Source organism: Rhizorhabdus sp. P4_G5 (genome assembly GCF_056401065.1).
The window spans coordinates 156,980-173,614 of the sequence record NZ_JBFUKB010000008.1 but is presented as its reverse complement, the minus strand read 5'-3'; the positions used below and the strand labels follow the sequence as shown (position 1 = coordinate 173,614).

Genomic DNA, 16,635 nt, shown 5'->3' with positions numbered 1-16,635 from the left:
GGAGCAGTCAGGTGGCGGAAACCTACGATCTTATCGTTCTCGGCTCGGGACCGGGCGGCTATGTTGCAGCCATCCGTGCAGCCCAGCTGGGTCTCAAGACCGCTATCGTCGAACGCGAGCTGCTTGGCGGCATCTGCCTCAATTGGGGCTGTATCCCGACCAAGGCGCTGCTGCGCTCGTCCGAGATCTACCACCACATGCTCCACGCCGCCGATTTCGGGCTGGATGCGGGCAAGCCGTCGTTCGATCTTGCCAAGGTGGTGAGCCGTTCGCGCGGTGTCGCCAAGCAGCTTAACATGGGCGTTACCGGCCTGATGAAGAAGCACAAGATCACCGTCCACATGGGCGATGGCGAGATCACAGCAAAAGGCAAGCTGACCGTGACCCGCGATGGGGCAAAGACCGAGCTGGAGGCGAAGAACATCATCATCGCGACCGGCGCCCGCGCTCGCGACCTGCCCTTTGCCAAGGCCGACGGGAAACGGATATGGACCTATCGCCACGCGATGACCCCATCCGAGATGCCGACGAAACTGTTGGTGATCGGATCGGGCGCGATCGGGCTGGAGTTTGCGAGCTTCTACAGCGACCTCGGCACCGATGTGACGGTTGTCGAGATGCTCGACCGCATCCTGCCGGTCGAGGACGAGGAGGTCAGCGCCTTCATGACCAAGGCGCTGACCAAGCAGGGCATGAAGATTCGCACGTCAGCCGGCGTACAGAAGATCTCGACCACGGCCGCGGGCGTCACAGCCGAGATCAAGGACAAGGACGGCAAGGTCACCTCCGAGGAATTCAGCCATGTGATCGTCGCCGTCGGCATCGTGCCCAACGTCGAGAAGATCGGGCTGGAAGCGGTCGGCGTGGAACCGGACAAGCGCTTCCACATCAAGGTAGACGAGTTTTGCCGGACCAACGTGGAAGGCATCTATGCGATCGGCGATGTCGTCGACGGCCCGTGGCTGGCGCACAAGGCGATGCATGAGGCGGTCATTGCCGCCGAGCACATCGCTGGCCAGCATCCGCACGCGATGGACAAGCGCAATATCCCGGGGTGCACCTATTGCAGGCCGCAAGTCGCCTCCGTGGGCCTCACCGAAGCCAAGGCGAAGGAAGCCGGATATAAGGTCAAGGTGGGCAAGTTTCCGTTTATCGGCAACGGCAAGGCGATAGCGATGGGCGAGCCTGAGGGCTTTGTGAAGACCGTGTTCGACGAGGCGACCGGCGAGCTGCTCGGCGCGCATATGGTCGGTGCCGAAGTGACCGAGATGATCCAGGGCTACACCATCGGCAAGACTCTGGAGACCACCGAGGCCGAGCTCATGGGAACGGTATTCCCCCACCCGACGATCAGCGAGGCAATGCACGAGAGCGTGCTGGCGGCGTTCGGCCGCACGCTCCACATGTAGTCCGACAGGCCGGCCGCCACGGATGTTGTTGGTCGACATCCTGTGGCGATTGGCAGAATCATGCTGTGGGGGCGTGCCGACCTGCTGCTATGCTGTGTGCGGATAGAGGCGTCATCAGGGAGGCAGCCTTGGGCCTGGGGAAGAATCTGTTGCTCGGCGCCGGCGCGTTGGTGATCGCAGCCCATGCGCATGGACTGGTCGCGTGCGAATTGCGCCATGTGCCGCGTCCGGCAGCAGAAGCGTTGCGCAAGCCGATCAAGCTGGACAGGCTGATTATCACGCGGAGCGAGCCCTCCTATACCGCGCCGAGCCGCCGGCTCATCCTGCAATAGCCGGACCAAAAAAGGACGGGCCCTCAGCCCGTCCAATCCATTGCCCCATCCTTTATCTGTCTCGTCGCGGCCGGGATCTCAGTCATGGCCTTCGACGAGACGCCCTCTCGTTATGCGGAGGGACTTGACTATTCGCCGTCGCCTTCCTCGATATCGATCGCGGCGATGCGGGGGGCTGAGCGGAGGCTGCGGTTGAGGGCGAAGCCGCTGCTGGCGAGCAGCGCCGGGATATCTTCGGTGCCGCCGCTGCGACGAATATCGAGCGCGGTGAATCCTGCGTTGAGGAGTGCGGTGATGTCGCGATCGCGCTGCCATCCAGAGGGTGAGCCCAGCACCACCGCGATCAGCCGGCGGCCGCCGCGCACCGCAGAAGCGGTCAGGGTGAAGCCGCTGTCGTTGGTAAAGCCGGTCTTGATCCCATCAAGACCGGCGACGGTGCCGAGCAGCTTGTTGTGGTTGGCCATCCGCAGCCGGCCATAGCTGTAGCTCTGTTCCGAAAAGCAGCGATATCGATCGGGATGATTGCGGATCATCGATGCGGACAGGATGGCGATATCCTGCGCCGAGGTGAAATGGGCGGGGTCGGGCAGGCCGCTGGCATTGGCGAAAACCGTCTGACGCATGCCGAGGGCGCGCGCCTTCGCCGTCATCATCCGCGCGAAGTTCGCTTCGCTGCCGCCGATCTTCTCGGCGAGCGCGACAGCCACGTCGTTGGCGGATTTCACCGCCACGACGTTGATCGCTTCCTCGACCGACAGCGACTGACCGATGCCCAGGCCGAGCTTGGAGGGGCGCTGGCTGACCGCATGCGCCGACAGCATAACGCGGTCATCGAGCCGGAGCCGCCCTGCGTCGAGCGCATCGAACACGATATAGAGCGTCATCACCTTGGTGATCGAGGCTGGATGGCGGATTGCGGTGGCCTGTTCGGAGAACAGGACTTCGCTCGTGTCGGCGTCCATCAGCACCGCTGCGAAGCGCGGCGCCCCAAGCGGGCTGGCGGCGTGTGCCGGGAGCAGGGGGGCGGTGATCGCGGCGACGGCAAGGGCCATGTGGCCCAACCATCGATAAAAAGCAGATCCAGTCACTATCCAGTCCCCTTTTTATTGACCAGATAGGATTGAATCTAAAGCATTTTCCGGAATCGCAACAGCCGCTTGATCATGCTTGATCATGCGGTTCGACTCATTTTAGGCACGGTCGATCTTGTCGGCGTAGATGAGGCGGCCCGGTCCGAGCCGCGCCATCACCTTGGCCAAGTCACCCTCGCCAAAGGCGAAGCAGCCTTCGGAGCGGCCGAGCTTGCCATGCTGCGCGATCATTTCCCGCTCCGCATACCAGGCGCCGTGGATGACGACGGCGCGCGAGCGCGCGTTGCTGTTGGTGGGATCGAGGCCATCGATCCGGCGCGAGCGGCCATGATTTCCGAAATATTCTTCGGCGGTCACGAAGGCGCCACTCGACGAGGCTGCGGACCCCATCGCATTCGAGAATTTCTGCAGCCAGCCCGTGTGGCTTGGATCGGACCCACGACCATGTGCGACGAGCAAGCTGTCGACCTTGCCCGATGCCACGTCGAGAAGGTGAAAGCGCGGTGTCGATGACGGATCATCGAAATCGCAGATGCCGATCAGGTCGCGGCACTTGATGCTGCCGACATGGCGGCTCATCGCGGCAAGTGCCCGCGCCCGTACTTCAGGCCGCAGCTTTGCCGCCGGCAGCAGCGGTGCTGCCACAGAAGTGCCGGTCACTGCGAGCGCCAATCCACCGAAAATAGCTGAACCCAGTAATCCGCGCCGGCTGACCGGCGTGTCGATGATGTTCTGCAATTTGCCCAACCCGCTCTTACGCTAACAAGGGTCGGACCTTATCAGATCGGGTTAACTATTTCATTGGCCTAGGCCACATTAGTTCCTGTGCTTATGCAGGCTGGCCGCTTTTCCGGCACGGTTCGCCGTATGGAGCGTGAGCTTGGCAGAAGGTTTGCAGATCGATGGCGCGTTAGCGAGCGGCCATTCGAACCGGGTTGTCGCCCGGCTTGCCGATGCGCTCGAGCAACGCCTGGTCACGTCGATAAGGGTCGGCGAGCAGGCTGACCGTGCCGTCGGCCTCCGCCTGGGCGGTGAAGTAGACGAGGTAGACCGGAACGCTCTTCTGGAGCTGGAGCACCCTGGTCTTCGCAGGCTCCGCCAAGGCATCGTCGAGATCGGTGCCACCGCTCAGCATCGCCGCCAGCTCCTCGATATTCTGTACCCTGATGCAGCCATGGCTGAGCGCCCGGTCGGCGCGATCGAACGCCGCCTTATGAGGCGTATCGTGCAGGTAGATCGCCATTGAGTTCGGCATGTCGATCTTGATGCGGCCCAGCGCATTTCGCGGACCGGGCGCCTGGCGTACCATCAGGCTTCCGTCGCTGCGGCGCGACACGCTATAGCCTTTCCGGTACCACCCACCTTCCTTGAGCACGCTGGGCGGCAGGATCCAGCTGGGATTGGCCACCACGGATTGGGCCTGCAGCGCGAGCTGCGGTGTAGGGGTCCTTGGCGCGCCGACAATGACATTATAGCTCGCCTGCCGGACGCCATTCTCGATGAGTTCCAGCCGGTAGCTGGGGATGTTCACGTAGATATAGCGCTCGCCGAGCGACCGCGGCATCCAGCGCCACCGCTCAAGATTGGCGCGCAGCTGACCACGGGCAGCTTCGTCGGACGGGTTGGTCGCTGCATAGGCGGCTTTCAATGCGCGATATTGTTCGTTGTCAGGGAGCAGGGTGCGCAGCCAGCTTGCGACCTGCCCTGACGCGACGGCATTTTCGAGATCGGCCGCGAGCAGGCTCGCATCGGCCTGTGGTGCGAAGTGCCAGTCGAAGGCGGCCTTGTCGTCGATGCGGCCATAAGCGAAGTCATGCGCCAGGCCGAGCGCCGAAGCGGTGGCCGCGGCATCGAGCGGCGCGCCGGTGCTGTTCGAGGTGATCGCCGCCCGGAGCGCCTCGGGGTGATAGTCCGCTGGGTTCAGTCCGTCCTTGGCGGCGTCTTCGATCATCTCGATCAACTGCCTGGCACCGTCGATCGACCAACGGCCCTGCTGTTGGGGAGCGGCCAGCCGGGCGCCGCCGTCGCTGGACATCTTCGCCGGCGCGGGGCCTTCGAAGGTCGCAGCCGCGACTGCGACCAGCGGCAGCGCGGCGAGCCAGTAGCGCAGCTTTCCGCGCCGCCCGAACCGTCGCGTGAACGCTGGGCTGCTGACGTGAGCTGGACGGTTGCGAAGGGATGCGCCGAAACTCAACATCGTGAACCTCCCAGTCCACGAAGAAACGACCGAGGGTTGCTGCCGATCCATCGACAGGGCGCAATTATAGACGATTTTGCTCGGGAACTTCTTAGTCTCCTCGCAATCGAATAAAGCTGCGATGGTACATTTTCCATATCGGGCGCGTTTCGGCATCGATGCAGCCACGTCAGGAGCCTCATGGCCGAACAACCCAATAGTCGCCTGACGCTCTTTGCGGCGCTCGCAGCCAATCTGGGTATCGCGGTGGCCAAGTTCGTGGCGGCATCGATCTCGGGCTCTTCGGCGATGTTGACCGAGGGCTTCCATTCGGTGGTGGACAGCCTCAACCAGTTGCTGCTGCTCTACGGTCAGAAGCGATCCGCCCGACCGCCCGATGCGAGGCATCCGTTCGGCTATGGCCGCGAACTCTATTTCTGGAGTTTCGTGGTCGCGATTCTGATCTTCGCAACGGGCGCCGGGCTGTCGATCTATGAGGGCGTCAAGCACATCGCGGAACCGGAGCCGATTCGATCGCCGCTGATAAATTATGTGGTTCTCGCCATTTCCCTCCTGCTCGAGGGTACCAGCTGGTTCATCGCCATGCGGGAGTTCGACGCTGCGCGGGGCGATTTCGGCTGGTGGCAGGCGATTCGGCGCTCGAAGGATCCGCCGAGCTTCATCGTGCTGTTCGAGGACACGGCGGCCTTGTTCGGGCTGCTGGTGGCAGGCGCCGGTATCACGCTGAGTCTGATCATGGGTGATCCACGCTGGGATGGGGTCGCCTCCGTCGTGATCGGGTGCGCGCTGGCAGGCGTGGCGCTGGCGCTGGCGCGGGAGTCGAAGGGCCTGCTCATCGGAGAGCCGGCCGATCCCGCGCTGGAAGCGGCCGTGCGCGCCGCGGTCGACCGGCGCCCGGAGGTGACCGGGGTCAACGAGATCGTGACCATCCATTTGGGGCCGCGAAACATCTTCGTGGGCCTGTCGGTCGATTTCGAAGATCGCGTGCCGGCCGGCCGGATCGAGGCGATGGTCGCCGAGGTCGAAACCGAGCTGCGGGCGCGGTGGCCATCGATCCGCGCCATTTATATCAAGCCGCAGGCGAAGCCGGAGAGGAGCGCGTGATGGAGGGGGCCATGGTGATGACCACCAGCTGTGGATCACGGGAGGAGGCCGATCGCATCTCGGCAGCGCTGGTCGGCGAGCGGCTTGCCGCCTGTGTCCAGATTCTGCCGGCAATGAGCGTCTATCGCTGGCAGGGCGCGATTGAGCGGGCCGAGGAGCACGTCCTTGTCATCAAAACGCGTGCGGCGCTGGCCGCACGCGTCGAGGCGCGGGTGAAGGCCTTGCACAGTTACGAACTGCCCGAGTTCATGGGTCTGGCGGTGGTTGGGGGATCCAGCGACTATCTTGCCTGGATCGAAGCGGAGACCAGAGACGGAACGGCGGGGTCCGCCCTATAGTCGACAGCCGGGCGACGATTTGGCCGGCTTCGACTGGTTGACCCAATCCGACTCCTTCTCTATAGGCGCGCCCTTCCCAGGGGTGGCTTGCCGCAGCTGGGAGCTTGAACATTGCTGATGCGTGTGAGGGCCTGGGGGGTCGTAATGACCGCCGGGGCTTTCGTGCATTTCCGTATGGCCTGATTTTTCGGGCCGGGAAAGGCAAGTCGGGCATTGGTAAAGTAACTCTCTTAGAGGTGAAGGGCTTCATGCCAACGATCAATCAGCTGATCCGCAAGGGTCGCGAGCCGCAGAAGGCCAAGTCCAAGGTCCCTGCGATGGACAAGAATCCGCAGAAGCGCGGCGTTTGCACGCGCGTCTACACGACGACCCCGAAGAAGCCGAACTCGGCGCTGCGTAAGGTGGCAAAGGTCCGCCTTACCAACAGCCGCGAGGTGATCAGCTACATCCCAGGTGAAGGCCACAACCTTCAGGAGCATTCCGTGGTCCTGATCCGCGGCGGCCGTGTGCGCGACCTTCCCGGTGTGCGCTATCACGTACTGCGCGGTGTGCTCGATACGCAGGGTGTCAAGGACCGCAAGCAGAGCCGTTCGAAGTACGGCGCCAAGCGTCCTAAGTAAGAGGTAGATCGAAATGGCTCGTCGTCGTCGCCCAGAAAAGCGCATCATCCTTCCCGATCCGAAGTTCGGTGATGAGGTGCTCTCCAAATTCATGAACAGTGTCATGCTCGACGGCAAGAAGTCCGTCGCAGAAGGCATCGTCTATGGCGCCCTTGAAACCGTCGAGACCCGCGCGAAGCGCGAGCCGCTCGGCGTGTTCCATGACGCACTCAACAATGTGAAGCCCGGTATCGAGGTCCGCAGCCGCCGCGTCGGTGGTGCGACCTACCAGGTCCCGGTCGAAGTCCGTCCGGAGCGTTCGCAGGCCCTGGCCATCCGTTGGCTGATCGCCGCCGCGCGTGCCCGTTCCGAGCACACCATGGCCGGTCGCCTGTCGGGCGAGCTGATGGATGCCGCGAACAACCGCGGCAACGCGGTCAAGAAGCGCGAAGACACGCACCGCATGGCGGAAGCGAACCGCGCCTTCTCGCACTACCGCTGGTAACAGCGTTGCTTATCGGGCCTGCTCCGCGAGGGGCGGGCCTCGAAAGTGTAACAGTAGGTTCCCATATCGTCGGGGCTGGGCCTTCAAAGCCCTCCCCGACATCGGAGTTTTAAGATCATGGCCCGCAGCCACCCGCTCGATAAATATCGCAACATCGGCATCATGGCCCACATCGATGCCGGCAAGACGACGACGACCGAGCGTATCCTTTATTATACCGGCAAGTCCTACAAGATCGGCGAGGTCCATGAGGGCACCGCCACGATGGACTGGATGGAGCAGGAGCAGGAGCGCGGCATCACGATCACGTCGGCCGCGACGACCTGCTTCTGGGACGATCACCGCATCAACATCATCGACACGCCAGGCCACGTCGACTTCACCATCGAAGTCGAGCGTTCGCTGCGCGTCCTCGATGGCGCGGTCGCGTGCTTCGACGGCGTCGCCGGCGTGGAGCCGCAGTCGGAGACGGTGTGGCGGCAGGCCGAGAAGTACAAGGTGCCGCGGATGTGCTTCGTCAACAAGCTTGACCGCACCGGCGCGAGCTTCGAACGCTGCGTGGAGATGATCAAGGACCGCCTCGGCGCCCGTCCGGCCGTGCTCTATCTCCCGATCGGCATCGAGGGCGGCTTCAAGGGCCTCGTCGACCTGGTCGAAAACCGCGCGATCATCTGGCTCGAGGAATCGCTTGGCGCCAAGTTCGAATATCAGCAGATCCCGGCGGAGCTGGCCGATGCGGCTGCTACGGCGCGGTCCGAGCTGATCGAAATGGCGGTCGAGCAGGACGACGACGTCATGGAAGCCTATCTCGAAGGCACCGAGCCCGACGTCGCGACGCTCAAGAAGCTGATCCGCAAGGGAACGCTGAACTTCTCGTTCGTGCCGGTGCTGTGCGGCTCGGCGTTCAAGAACAAGGGCGTTCAGCCGCTGCTCGACGGCGTCGTCGACTATCTGCCGAGCCCGCTCGACATTCCGCCCGTCGAAGGCCTCAAGCTCGATGGCGAGACGCCGGACAGCCGTCCGGCGACCGACGACGCGCCGATGTCGGCGCTCGCCTTCAAGATCATGAACGATCCGTTCGTCGGCACGCTCACCTTTGCCCGCATCTATTCGGGCAAGATGGACGCCGCCACGACCGTGCTCAACTCGGTCAAGGACAAGAAGGAAAAGGTCGGGCGCATGCTGCTGATGCATGCCAACAGCCGCGAGGACATCCAGGAAGCCTATGCCGGCGACATCGTCGCCCTGGCGGGTCTCAAGGACACCACGACCGGTGACACGCTCTGCGCGCAGAACGCACCGATCATCCTCGAGCGCATGGAGTTCCCGGACCCCGTGATCGAGCTGTCGGTGGAGCCGAAGACCAAGGCCGACCAGGAGAAGATGGGCATCGCCCTCAATCGCCTGGCGCGCGAAGATCCGTCGTTCCGCGTTTCGTCGGACGCCGAATCGGGCCAGACGATCATCAAGGGGATGGGCGAGCTCCACCTCGAAATCCTCGTCGATCGCATGAAGCGCGAGTTCAAGGTCGAGGCGAACATCGGCGCGCCGCAGGTGGCTTATCGTGAATCGATCGGCCGCAAGGTCGAGGTCGACTACACCCACAAGAAGCAGTCGGGTGGCTCGGGCCAGTTCGGCCGCGTCAAGATGTCGGTCGAGCCGGGCGAGCGCGGACAGGGCGTCATCTTCAAGGACGAGGTGAAGGGCGGCAATATTCCGAAGGAATATATTCCGTCGGTCGAGAAGGGCATCCGCGAGATCGCCGCTTCGGGCTCGCTGATCGGCTTTCCGATCATCGATTTCACCGCAACGCTCTATGACGGCGCGTACCACGACGTCGATTCGTCGGCGCTGGCGTTCGAAATCACCGGCCGTGGCGCGATGCGCGAAGCGGCCCAGAAATCGGGCATCAAGCTGCTCGAGCCGATCATGAAGGTCGAAGTCGTCACCCCCGAGGATTATCTCGGCGACGTCATCGGCGACATGAACAGCCGTCGCGGCCAGATCCAGGGCACCGACACCCGCGGCAACGCGCAGGTTGTCGAGGCTCAGGTGCCGCTGGCGAACATGTTCGGCTATGTGAACCAGCTCCGCTCGTTCACCCAGGGCCGGGCCCAGTACACGATGCAGTTCTCGCATTATGAAGAAGTGCCGGCGAACGTGGCCGAAGAGGTCAAGGCAAAGCTGGCATAATCGCAAATTTGTAGTTATGGGCGCGTCCGCACAGGGCGGCGCGTCCGGCAATTGATTCGAAGAGAAGAGGCGAAAAATGGCTAAGGCTAAGTTTGAGCGGACCAAGCCGCACTGCAATATCGGCACCATCGGACACGTCGACCATGGCAAGACGTCGCTCACGGCAGCCATCACCAAGGTGCTCGCCGAGACCGGCGGCGCGACCTTCACCAGCTATGACAACATCGACAAGGCGCCGGAAGAGCGCGAGCGCGGCATCACCATCTCGACCGCGCACGTCGAGTATGAGACCGAGAAGCGCCACTATGCGCACGTCGATTGCCCGGGCCACGCCGATTATGTGAAGAACATGATCACCGGCGCCGCCCAGATGGACGGCGGTATCCTCGTGGTGTCCGCCACCGACGGCCCGATGCCGCAGACCCGCGAGCACATCCTGCTCGCCCGCCAGGTCGGCGTGCCGCAGCTCGTCGTGTTCATGAACAAGGTCGACCTGGTCGATGACGCCGAGATCCTCGAGCTCGTCGAGCTCGAAATCCGCGAATTGCTGTCGTCCTACGACTTCGATGGCGACAACATCCCCGTCATCCAGGGTTCGGCCGTCTGCGCCCTGAACGGCACCAAGCCCGAGATCGGCCATGACGCCGTCCTCAAGCTGATGCAGGCCGTCGACGAGTTCATCCCGCAGCCCGAGCGTCCGCTCGACAAGCCGTTCCTGATGCCGATCGAGGACGTGTTCTCGATCTCGGGCCGCGGCACGGTCGTCACCGGCCGCGTCGAGACCGGCATCGTCAAGGTTGGCGAGGAAGTCGAGATCGTCGGCATCAAGGATACCCGCAAGACCGTCGTGACCGGCGTCGAAATGTTCCGCAAGCTGCTCGATCAGGGCCAGGCCGGCGACAATATCGGCGCGCTGATCCGCGGCGTCGGCCGTGAAGAGGTCGAGCGTGGCCAGGTTCTCTGCAAGCCGGGCTCGATCAAGCCGCACACCGACTTCTCCTCGGAAGTCTACGTCCTGTCGAAGGAAGAGGGTGGCCGTCACACGCCGTTCTTTGCGAACTATCGTCCGCAGTTCTACTTCCGCACGACCGACGTGACCGGCACCGTCGAGCTGCCCGAGGGCACCGAGATGGTCATGCCTGGCGACAACGTCCAGCTCGGCGTCAAGCTCATTGCCCCGATCGCCATGGAAGAGGGGCTTCGCTTCTCGATCCGTGAAGGCGGCCGTACCGTCGGCGCCGGGGTTGTCAGCGCGATCTCGAAGTAATATAGGGCGGCACCGCTCGGCTCCTCCGGGAGTCGGGCGGTGCGCTTTTGATTGATATTTTTGCCTCCGCCGGAGGTTAGGGCGGCCCACCGGGTCGCCTTCTCTTTGGCAAGGCGCGGCTCTTTCGCATCGGTGTGGACATGGAAACGCAGAATATTCGTATTCGTCTGAAGGCTTTTGATCATCGAGTTCTCGATCAGGCTACCGGCGACATCGCAGACACCGCCCGCCGTACCGGCGCTCTCATCCGTGGTCCGATCCCGTTGCCCACCCGCATCGAGAAGTTCACCGTGAACCGCGGCCCGCACATCGACAAGAAGTCGCGCGAGCAGTTCGAGGTCCGGACCTACAAGCGGCTGCTGGATATCGTGCAGCCCACCCCGCAGACGGTCGATGCGCTGATGAAGCTCGATCTCGCGGCAGGTGTTGATGTCGAGATCAAACTGGCCTAAGAGGCCGGCTCCACGCGGGATCGAGTCGGTCCCGCGTTTGCCTTTTCTCTCCCTCGGGATCGAGATTTGGCGGAAAAGTTAGGGATACCGACCGGCCCATTCTTCGGAAAGGTGCCGGTGTCCTGGTCCCCGCCTTTTCGCAGCAATGCGAAAAACCGAGCCCGGGCGGGGGTCACTACCATGTTGGGCTGGAGGCTTCGGTTCATACCGGAGCTTTTTTCGTGGCACGCTCGCCGCTAACGCGAGCCTCTGTTTGAAGGGAACGGATCATGCGCACTGGCGTGATCGCTAAGAAGATGGGGATGACCCGCCTGTTCCAGGATGATGGCCGGCATGTGCCGGTAACCGTCCTGCAGCTGGAAAATGTACAGGTCGTGGCTCGCCGCGAACAGGATCGTGATGGCTATGTCGCGGTTCAGCTCGGCGCCGGCTCGGCCAAGCCAAAGAATCTCAGCAAGCCGGAGCGCGGCCATTTCGGCAAGGCCGAGGTGGAGCCGAAGGCTTTCGTCGCCGAATTCCGTGTGTCGGAAGATGGTCTGCTCGACGTGGGCGCAGAGATCTCCGCCGACCATTATGTCGCGGGCCAGTTCGTCGACATCCAGGGCAGCACCCAGGGCAAGGGTTTCCAGGGCGGCATGAAGCGCTGGGGTTTCGGCGGCCTGCGCGCGACCCACGGCGTCTCGGTCTCGCACCGTTCGCTCGGTTCGACCGGCCAGCGGCAGGATCCGGGCAAGGTCTTCAAGAACAAGAAGATGGCCGGCCACATGGGCGCCGCCAACCGCACCCAGCAGAACCTCGAAATCGTCCAGACCGACGCTGAGCGCGGCCTTCTCTTCGTCAAGGGCTCGGTGCCCGGCTCGAAGGGTGGCTGGCTGCTCGTCAAGGACTCGGTCAAGATCGCCGCTCCCAAGGACGCGCCATTCCCGGCCGGCCTGAAGTCCGCGGCCAACAGCAACAACGCGCCCGCCGAGACGCCTGCGGAAGTCACCGCGGCGCCTGAAGCGGCTGAAGGCCAGGAGGGCTGATCATGAAGGTCAAGGTTCAGACCCTCGACGCCACGGCATCGGGCGACATCGAGCTCAACGACGAGATCTTCGCCGTCGAGCCCCGCGCCGACATCCTCCACCGCGTCGTCACCTGGCAGCTCGAGAAGCGCCGCGGCACTGCCCGCGGAGCTCGCGAGCGGTCGGACGTTGCCCGTTCGGGCAAGAAGTTCGGTCGCCAGAAGGGCGGCGGTACGGCTCGTCACGGCGATCGCCGCGCCCCGATCTTCATCGGCGGCGGCAAGGCGCACGGTCCGCGGGTTCGCGACTTCAACCCGTCGCTCAACAAGAAGGTTCGCGCGCTCGGCCTGAAGATGGCGCTGTCGTCGAAGGCAAAGGACGGCAAGCTGGTCGTGCTCGACACGCTCACCGTCTCGGAGCCCAAGACCAAGCTGCTGCTCGCGCAGATCGGCAAGCTGGGTTTCGGCAACACGACGCTCGTCATCGACGGCGACATGGTCGACAACGGCTTTGCGCTGGCGTCTTCGAACATCCCGAAGCTCAACGTGATGCCGGCCGTCGGTGCGAACGTCTATGACATCCTGAAGCATGAAACGCTGGTGCTGACGCGCGCCGCGGTCGAGAAGCTGGAGGCGCGTTTCAATGGCTAAGAAGCAGGACAGCGTGGTGGACAACCGCCACTATGACGTGGTGCTCAAGCCCCACATCACCGAGAAGTCGACGTTGCTTTCGGAGCATAACGCCGTGGTCTTCCAGGTTGCCGGCGATGCCAGCAAGCCGGAGATCAAGGCTGCGGTCGAGGCCCTGTTCAACGTCAAGGTGACGGGCGTGAACACGATCGTCGCAAAAGGCAAGACGAAGCGCTGGAAGGGCACCCCCTACAAGCGCTCCGACGTGAAGAAGGCGATCGTGACGCTGGCCGAGGGCCAGTCCATCGACGTTACGACGGGAATCTGACGCCATGGCGCTGAAGCATTATAACCCGACGAGCCCGGCCCGCCGCGGCCTGATCCTCGTCGACAAGTCCGCACTGCACAAGGGCAAGCCCGTCAAGGCGCTGACCGAAGGCAAGCGCAAGTCGGGCGGCCGCAACAATATGGGCCATGCGACTGCGCGTGGCATCGCGGGCGGCCACAAGCAGAAGTACCGGATCATCGACTTCAAGCGTCGGAAGTGGGATCAGCCCGCTACCGTCGAGCATCTCGAATATGACCCGAACCGTTCGGCGTTCATCGCGCTGGTGAAGTATGAGGACGGCGAGCTCGCCTACATCATCGCACCGCAGCGGCTGACCACCGGCGACGTCATCGTCGCGGCGAAGAAGACCGACACCAAGCCGGGCAACGCGATGGAAATCGGCCAGGCGCCGGTCGGCACGATCGTCCACAATGTCGAGATGAAGCCTGGCAAGGGCGGTCAGATCGCACGAGCGGCGGGCACTTATGTGCAGATCGTCGGTCGCGACAAGGGCATGGTGATGGTTCGCCTCAACTCGGGCGAGCAGCGCTACATCCGGTCGGATTGCATGTGCACGGTGGGCGCGGTGTCGAACCCCGACAACGCCAACCAGAACCTCGCGAAGGCTGGCCGCAACCGTTGGCTGGGCAAGCGCCCGCTGACCCGCGGCGTTGCCAAGAACCCGGTCGACCATCCGCACGGCGGTGGTGAAGGCCGGACCTCGGGCGGCCGTCACCCGGTCACGCCGTGGGGCAAGCCGACCAAGGGTGCGCGCACGCGTCACAACAAGTCGACCGACAAGTTCATCATCCGTTCGCGCCACGCGAAGAAGAAGAGGTAATCCATGGCCCGTTCCGTCTGGAAAGGTCCGTTCGTCGATCTCCACCTTCTCAGGAAGGCGGAAGGCGCTCAGGACAGTGGCGCGCGCGCTCCGATCAAGACCTGGTCGCGTCGCTCGACCATCTTGCCGCAGTTCGTTGGGCTCACGTTCAACGTCTATAATGGCCGCAAGTTCGTGCCGGTCTCGGTCAACGAGGACATGGTCGGCCACAAGCTGGGTGAGTTCGCGCCGACGCGCTACTTCCCCGGCCATGCCGACAAGAAGGGTAAGCGCTGATGTCGAAGCCCGCATCCCCGCGCAAGGTCGGTGACAAGGAGGCCCTTGCGGTCGCCACCACCGTCCGCGGCAGCCCGCAGAAGCTCAACCTCGTCGCCGCGTTGATCCGCGGCCGCAAGGCCGGCGACGCGCTGAACATCCTCACCTTCTCGAAGAAGGCGATGGCCATCGACGTGCGCAAGGTGCTCGCCTCGGCGATTGCCAATGCCGAGAACAACCACAACCTCGACGTCGATGCGCTCGTCGTGAAGGAAGCTTCGGTCGGCAAGTCGATCGTCATGAAGCGCTTCGCAACGCGTGGCCGCGGCAAGTCGACCCGCATCATCAAGCCGTTCGCGCGTCTTCGTGTCGTCGTGCGCGAGCAGCAGGAAGAGGCTGAATAACATGGGTCAGAAGTCCAACCCCATCGGCATGCGGCTGCAGATCAACCGCACCTGGGACAGCCGCTGGTACGCCGACGGTGCCGATTATGGTCGTTTGCTGCTCGAGGATCTCAAGATCCGCAAGCACATCATGAAGGCGATCCCGCAGGCCGCGATCTCCAAGGTCGTGATCGAGCGTCCTGCCAAGCTGTGCCGGATCTCGGTCTATGCCGCACGCCCCGGCGTGATCATCGGCAAGAAGGGCGCCGACATCGAGAAGCTTCGCCGCACGCTCGGCAAGATGACCTCGTCGGAAGTCTCGCTGAACATCGTCGAGATCCGCAAGCCCGAGATCGACTCGAAGCTCGTGGCCCAGGGCGTCGCCGATCAGCTCGAGCGTCGTATCGCGTTCCGCCGCGCCATGAAGCGTGCGGTTCAGTCGGCGCTGCGTCTCGGTGCCGAGGGCATCAGGATCACCTGCGCTGGCCGCCTCGGCGGCGCGGAGATCGCCCGGACCGAATGGTATCGCGAGGGTCGTGTGCCGCTGCATACGCTGCGCGCCAATGTCGATTATGCCGAAGCCGAAGCCCACACCGCCTATGGCGTGTGCGGGATCAAGGTCTGGATCTTCAAGGGCGAGATTCTCGGCCACGATCCGCTGGCCCAGGACAGGCTGATGATGGAAGCTCAGACGTCGGGGGTCCGGCCGGCGCGATAAGGGATTTTCCCTTATCAGCGTCGCCTGATCGACCGGACAATCGGTGTCAGAAGGCGATAAGAAATGCTGCAACCAAAGCGCACTAAATACCGTAAGGCCCACAAGGGCCGGATCCATGGCAACGCCCCGGGCGGCGCCACGCTGAACTTCGGCGCGTTCGGCCTCAAGGCTCTTGAGCCGGACCGGATCACCGCACGCCAGATCGAGGCGGCCCGCCGCGCGATCACGCGCCACATCAAGCGCCAGGGCCGCTTGTGGATCCGCATCTTCCCGGACGTTCCGGTTTCGTCGAAGCCCGCCGAAGTCCGCATGGGCTCGGGCAAGGGTTCGCCGGAATTCTGGGCCGCGCGGGTCAAGCCCGGCCGCATCCTGTTCGAGCTGGACGGCGTGCCCGGCCCGCTTGCCCGCGTCGCCTTCGAGCGCGCGATGGAGAAGCTCCCGATCAAGACCAAGGTGGTCGCCCGCTTCGGCGAGTCCATCTACGAGGACGCATAAGATGGCGAAGATTGCCGATCTCACTGCAAAGACCGACGATCAGCTCTCCCAGGAACTGGGCGAGTTGAAGCGCGAGCAGTTCAACCTGCGCTTCCAGGCTGCGACCAACCAGCTCGAGAAGCCCAGCCGCGTGCGTGAGGTCCGTCGGACCATCGCGCAGATCAAGACCCTGCAGACGCAGCGTAATGCTGCGGCTGCAAAGTAAGGAGCGCCAGCCATGCCGAAGCGCGTGCTGACCGGAACGGTGGTCTCCGACAAGACCGACAAGACCGTCGTGGTGAAGGTCGAACGTCGCGTGAAGCACGCGATGTACGGCAAGATCATCAAGCGGTCGAAGAAGTATCACGCCCACGACGAGACTAACCAGTATCGCGAGGGTGAGACGGTGCGCATCGAAGAGACCGCGCCGATTTCGAAGCTTAAGTCGTGGAAGGTGATCGAGCGGGTTGATACCCACGCGACGCCGAACCACGCCTGATTACGGAAGGGTCTGAA

Annotated in this window: 22 protein-coding genes; 19 read left to right on the top strand and 3 right to left on the bottom strand. The window is 63.4% G+C overall.

What is annotated here, in order from left to right:
- The first annotated feature begins 11 nt into the window (after positions 1 to 11).
- Together lpdA and AC1DQK_RS15515 are read left to right on the top strand one after the other, a co-directional pair.
- Positions 12 to 1,409 carry a dihydrolipoyl dehydrogenase gene (gene lpdA / locus AC1DQK_RS15520; protein ID WP_477872088.1) on the top strand — a complete coding sequence of 466 codons (1,398 nt, stop codon included), beginning with the start codon at positions 12 to 14 and terminating at the stop codon, positions 1,407 to 1,409.
- A gap of 128 nt (positions 1,410 to 1,537) precedes the next feature.
- Entirely contained in the window at positions 1,538 to 1,741 is a 204-nt protein-coding gene (locus tag AC1DQK_RS15515; protein WP_477872086.1) for a hypothetical protein, read from the top strand.
- A 128-nt stretch (positions 1,742 to 1,869) separates the two neighbouring features.
- Here AC1DQK_RS15515 and AC1DQK_RS15510 read toward each other — a convergent pair whose 3' ends face one another.
- The 3 genes from AC1DQK_RS15510 to AC1DQK_RS15500 form a co-directional block, all read right to left on the bottom strand.
- Entirely contained in the window at positions 1,870 to 2,793 is a 924-nt protein-coding gene (locus AC1DQK_RS15510) for a D-alanyl-D-alanine carboxypeptidase family protein (protein WP_477872084.1), read from the bottom strand.
- Positions 2,794 to 2,931: 138 nt separating this feature from the next.
- Positions 2,932 to 3,570 carry a murein L,D-transpeptidase catalytic domain family protein gene (locus tag AC1DQK_RS15505; protein ID WP_477872140.1) on the bottom strand — a complete coding sequence of 213 codons (639 nt, stop codon included), beginning with the start codon at positions 3,568 to 3,570 and terminating at the stop codon, positions 2,932 to 2,934.
- A gap of 172 nt (positions 3,571 to 3,742) precedes the next feature.
- Positions 3,743 to 5,029 carry a L,D-transpeptidase family protein gene (locus AC1DQK_RS15500; RefSeq protein WP_477872083.1) on the bottom strand — a complete coding sequence of 429 codons (1,287 nt, stop codon included), beginning with the start codon at positions 5,027 to 5,029 and terminating at the stop codon, positions 3,743 to 3,745.
- A gap of 180 nt (positions 5,030 to 5,209) precedes the next feature.
- Between AC1DQK_RS15500 and AC1DQK_RS15495 the strand changes: the two genes are divergently transcribed.
- The 17 genes from AC1DQK_RS15495 (at position 5,210) to rpsQ (ending at position 16,618) form a co-directional block, all read left to right on the top strand.
- Positions 5,210 to 6,133 carry a cation diffusion facilitator family transporter gene (locus AC1DQK_RS15495; protein ID WP_477872081.1) on the top strand — a complete coding sequence of 308 codons (924 nt, stop codon included), beginning with the start codon at positions 5,210 to 5,212 and terminating at the stop codon, positions 6,131 to 6,133.
- A complete protein-coding gene (cutA, locus tag AC1DQK_RS15490; RefSeq protein ID WP_477872079.1) occupies positions 6,133 to 6,471 on the top strand; it encodes a divalent-cation tolerance protein CutA in 339 nt (112 codons plus the stop codon). Before AC1DQK_RS15495 ends, cutA begins: the two co-directional genes overlap by 1 nt.
- Positions 6,472 to 6,719: 248 nt before the next feature.
- Positions 6,720 to 7,091 (top strand): 30S ribosomal protein S12, encoded by a 372-nt coding sequence (gene rpsL, locus AC1DQK_RS15485; protein WP_340317024.1) that lies wholly within the window; start codon positions 6,720 to 6,722, stop codon positions 7,089 to 7,091.
- Positions 7,092 to 7,104: 13 nt separating this feature from the next.
- Complete coding sequence (rpsG, locus tag AC1DQK_RS15480; protein WP_477872077.1) at positions 7,105 to 7,575, top strand: 30S ribosomal protein S7; 471 nt, start codon at positions 7,105 to 7,107, stop codon at positions 7,573 to 7,575.
- Positions 7,576 to 7,692: 117 nt separating this feature from the next.
- Positions 7,693 to 9,768 (top strand): elongation factor G, encoded by a 2,076-nt coding sequence (gene fusA / locus AC1DQK_RS15475; protein WP_477872075.1) that lies wholly within the window; start codon positions 7,693 to 7,695, stop codon positions 9,766 to 9,768.
- A gap of 76 nt (positions 9,769 to 9,844) precedes the next feature.
- Positions 9,845 to 11,035: an elongation factor Tu gene (tuf, locus tag AC1DQK_RS15470; RefSeq protein ID WP_477872073.1), complete on the top strand. Its 1,191-nt coding sequence runs from the start codon at positions 9,845 to 9,847 to the stop codon at positions 11,033 to 11,035.
- A gap of 140 nt (positions 11,036 to 11,175) precedes the next feature.
- Positions 11,176 to 11,487, top strand: a complete 312-nt coding sequence (gene rpsJ, locus AC1DQK_RS15465) for a 30S ribosomal protein S10 (protein WP_011952197.1) — start codon at positions 11,176 to 11,178, stop codon at positions 11,485 to 11,487.
- A 269-nt stretch (positions 11,488 to 11,756) separates the two neighbouring features.
- Positions 11,757 to 12,512, top strand: a complete 756-nt coding sequence (gene rplC, locus AC1DQK_RS15460) for a 50S ribosomal protein L3 (RefSeq protein ID WP_477872070.1) — start codon at positions 11,757 to 11,759, stop codon at positions 12,510 to 12,512.
- 2 nt (positions 12,513 to 12,514) lie between these two features.
- Positions 12,515 to 13,141, top strand: coding sequence for a 50S ribosomal protein L4 (gene rplD / locus AC1DQK_RS15455; protein ID WP_477872068.1), 627 nt, complete (start codon positions 12,515 to 12,517; stop codon positions 13,139 to 13,141).
- A complete protein-coding gene (locus AC1DQK_RS15450; RefSeq protein WP_477872066.1) occupies positions 13,134 to 13,448 on the top strand; it encodes a 50S ribosomal protein L23 in 315 nt (104 codons plus the stop codon). The genes rplD and AC1DQK_RS15450 overlap by 8 nt, the downstream gene beginning before the upstream one ends.
- A 4-nt stretch (positions 13,449 to 13,452) precedes the next feature.
- The gene (gene rplB, locus AC1DQK_RS15445; RefSeq protein ID WP_477872064.1) at positions 13,453 to 14,289 is read left to right on the top strand and encodes a 50S ribosomal protein L2; all 837 of its coding nucleotides are present in this window, start codon (positions 13,453 to 13,455) and stop codon (positions 14,287 to 14,289) included.
- Positions 14,290 to 14,292: 3 nt separating this feature from the next.
- A complete protein-coding gene (gene rpsS / locus AC1DQK_RS15440; RefSeq protein ID WP_046194320.1) occupies positions 14,293 to 14,565 on the top strand; it encodes a 30S ribosomal protein S19 in 273 nt (90 codons plus the stop codon).
- Positions 14,565 to 14,948, top strand: a complete 384-nt coding sequence (rplV, locus tag AC1DQK_RS15435; protein WP_477872062.1) for a 50S ribosomal protein L22 — start codon at positions 14,565 to 14,567, stop codon at positions 14,946 to 14,948. Before rpsS ends, rplV begins: the two co-directional genes overlap by 1 nt.
- Position 14,949: 1 nt before the next feature.
- Entirely contained in the window at positions 14,950 to 15,645 is a 696-nt protein-coding gene (rpsC, locus tag AC1DQK_RS15430) for a 30S ribosomal protein S3 (RefSeq protein ID WP_477872060.1), read from the top strand.
- A gap of 63 nt (positions 15,646 to 15,708) precedes the next feature.
- Positions 15,709 to 16,140 carry a 50S ribosomal protein L16 gene (rplP, locus tag AC1DQK_RS15425; RefSeq protein ID WP_477872058.1) on the top strand — a complete coding sequence of 144 codons (432 nt, stop codon included), beginning with the start codon at positions 15,709 to 15,711 and terminating at the stop codon, positions 16,138 to 16,140.
- A 1-nt stretch (position 16,141) separates the two neighbouring features.
- Positions 16,142 to 16,345 carry a 50S ribosomal protein L29 gene (gene rpmC, locus AC1DQK_RS15420; RefSeq protein WP_477872056.1) on the top strand — a complete coding sequence of 68 codons (204 nt, stop codon included), beginning with the start codon at positions 16,142 to 16,144 and terminating at the stop codon, positions 16,343 to 16,345.
- Positions 16,346 to 16,357: 12 nt separating this feature from the next.
- Complete coding sequence (rpsQ, locus tag AC1DQK_RS15415; RefSeq protein ID WP_477872054.1) at positions 16,358 to 16,618, top strand: 30S ribosomal protein S17; 261 nt, start codon at positions 16,358 to 16,360, stop codon at positions 16,616 to 16,618.
- The last annotated feature ends 17 nt before the right edge of the window (positions 16,619 to 16,635 follow it).

Bases quoted from the DNA above. Each gene is read 5' to 3' on its own strand.
- cutA (WP_477872079.1), top strand. From the start codon at position 6,133: ATGGAGGGGGCCATGGTGATGACCACCAGCTGTGGATCACGGGAGGAG.
- rpsG (WP_477872077.1), top strand. From the start codon at position 7,105: ATGGCTCGTCGTCGTCGCCCAGAAAAGCGCATCATCCTTCCCGATCCG.
- rpsC (WP_477872060.1), top strand. From the start codon at position 14,950: ATGGGTCAGAAGTCCAACCCCATCGGCATGCGGCTGCAGATCAACCGC.
- rplB (WP_477872064.1), top strand. From the start codon at position 13,453: ATGGCGCTGAAGCATTATAACCCGACGAGCCCGGCCCGCCGCGGCCTG.
- AC1DQK_RS15510 (WP_477872084.1), bottom strand. From the start codon at position 2,793: ATGGCCCTTGCCGTCGCCGCGATCACCGCCCCCCTGCTCCCGGCACAC.
- rpsJ (WP_011952197.1), top strand. From the start codon at position 11,176: ATGGAAACGCAGAATATTCGTATTCGTCTGAAGGCTTTTGATCATCGA.
- rplD (WP_477872068.1), top strand. From the start codon at position 12,515: ATGAAGGTCAAGGTTCAGACCCTCGACGCCACGGCATCGGGCGACATC.
- rpsQ (WP_477872054.1), top strand. From the start codon at position 16,358: ATGCCGAAGCGCGTGCTGACCGGAACGGTGGTCTCCGACAAGACCGAC.
- AC1DQK_RS15495 (WP_477872081.1), top strand. From the start codon at position 5,210: ATGGCCGAACAACCCAATAGTCGCCTGACGCTCTTTGCGGCGCTCGCA.
- tuf (WP_477872073.1), top strand. From the start codon at position 9,845: ATGGCTAAGGCTAAGTTTGAGCGGACCAAGCCGCACTGCAATATCGGC.
- AC1DQK_RS15450 (WP_477872066.1), top strand. From the start codon at position 13,134: ATGGCTAAGAAGCAGGACAGCGTGGTGGACAACCGCCACTATGACGTG.
- rplC (WP_477872070.1), top strand. From the start codon at position 11,757: ATGCGCACTGGCGTGATCGCTAAGAAGATGGGGATGACCCGCCTGTTC.
- rpsS (WP_046194320.1), top strand. From the start codon at position 14,293: ATGGCCCGTTCCGTCTGGAAAGGTCCGTTCGTCGATCTCCACCTTCTC.
- rpsL (WP_340317024.1), top strand. From the start codon at position 6,720: ATGCCAACGATCAATCAGCTGATCCGCAAGGGTCGCGAGCCGCAGAAG.
- fusA (WP_477872075.1), top strand. From the start codon at position 7,693: ATGGCCCGCAGCCACCCGCTCGATAAATATCGCAACATCGGCATCATG.
- rplV (WP_477872062.1), top strand. From the start codon at position 14,565: ATGTCGAAGCCCGCATCCCCGCGCAAGGTCGGTGACAAGGAGGCCCTT.
- AC1DQK_RS15500 (WP_477872083.1), bottom strand. From the start codon at position 5,029: ATGTTGAGTTTCGGCGCATCCCTTCGCAACCGTCCAGCTCACGTCAGC.
- rplP (WP_477872058.1), top strand. From the start codon at position 15,709: ATGCTGCAACCAAAGCGCACTAAATACCGTAAGGCCCACAAGGGCCGG.
- rpmC (WP_477872056.1), top strand. From the start codon at position 16,142: ATGGCGAAGATTGCCGATCTCACTGCAAAGACCGACGATCAGCTCTCC.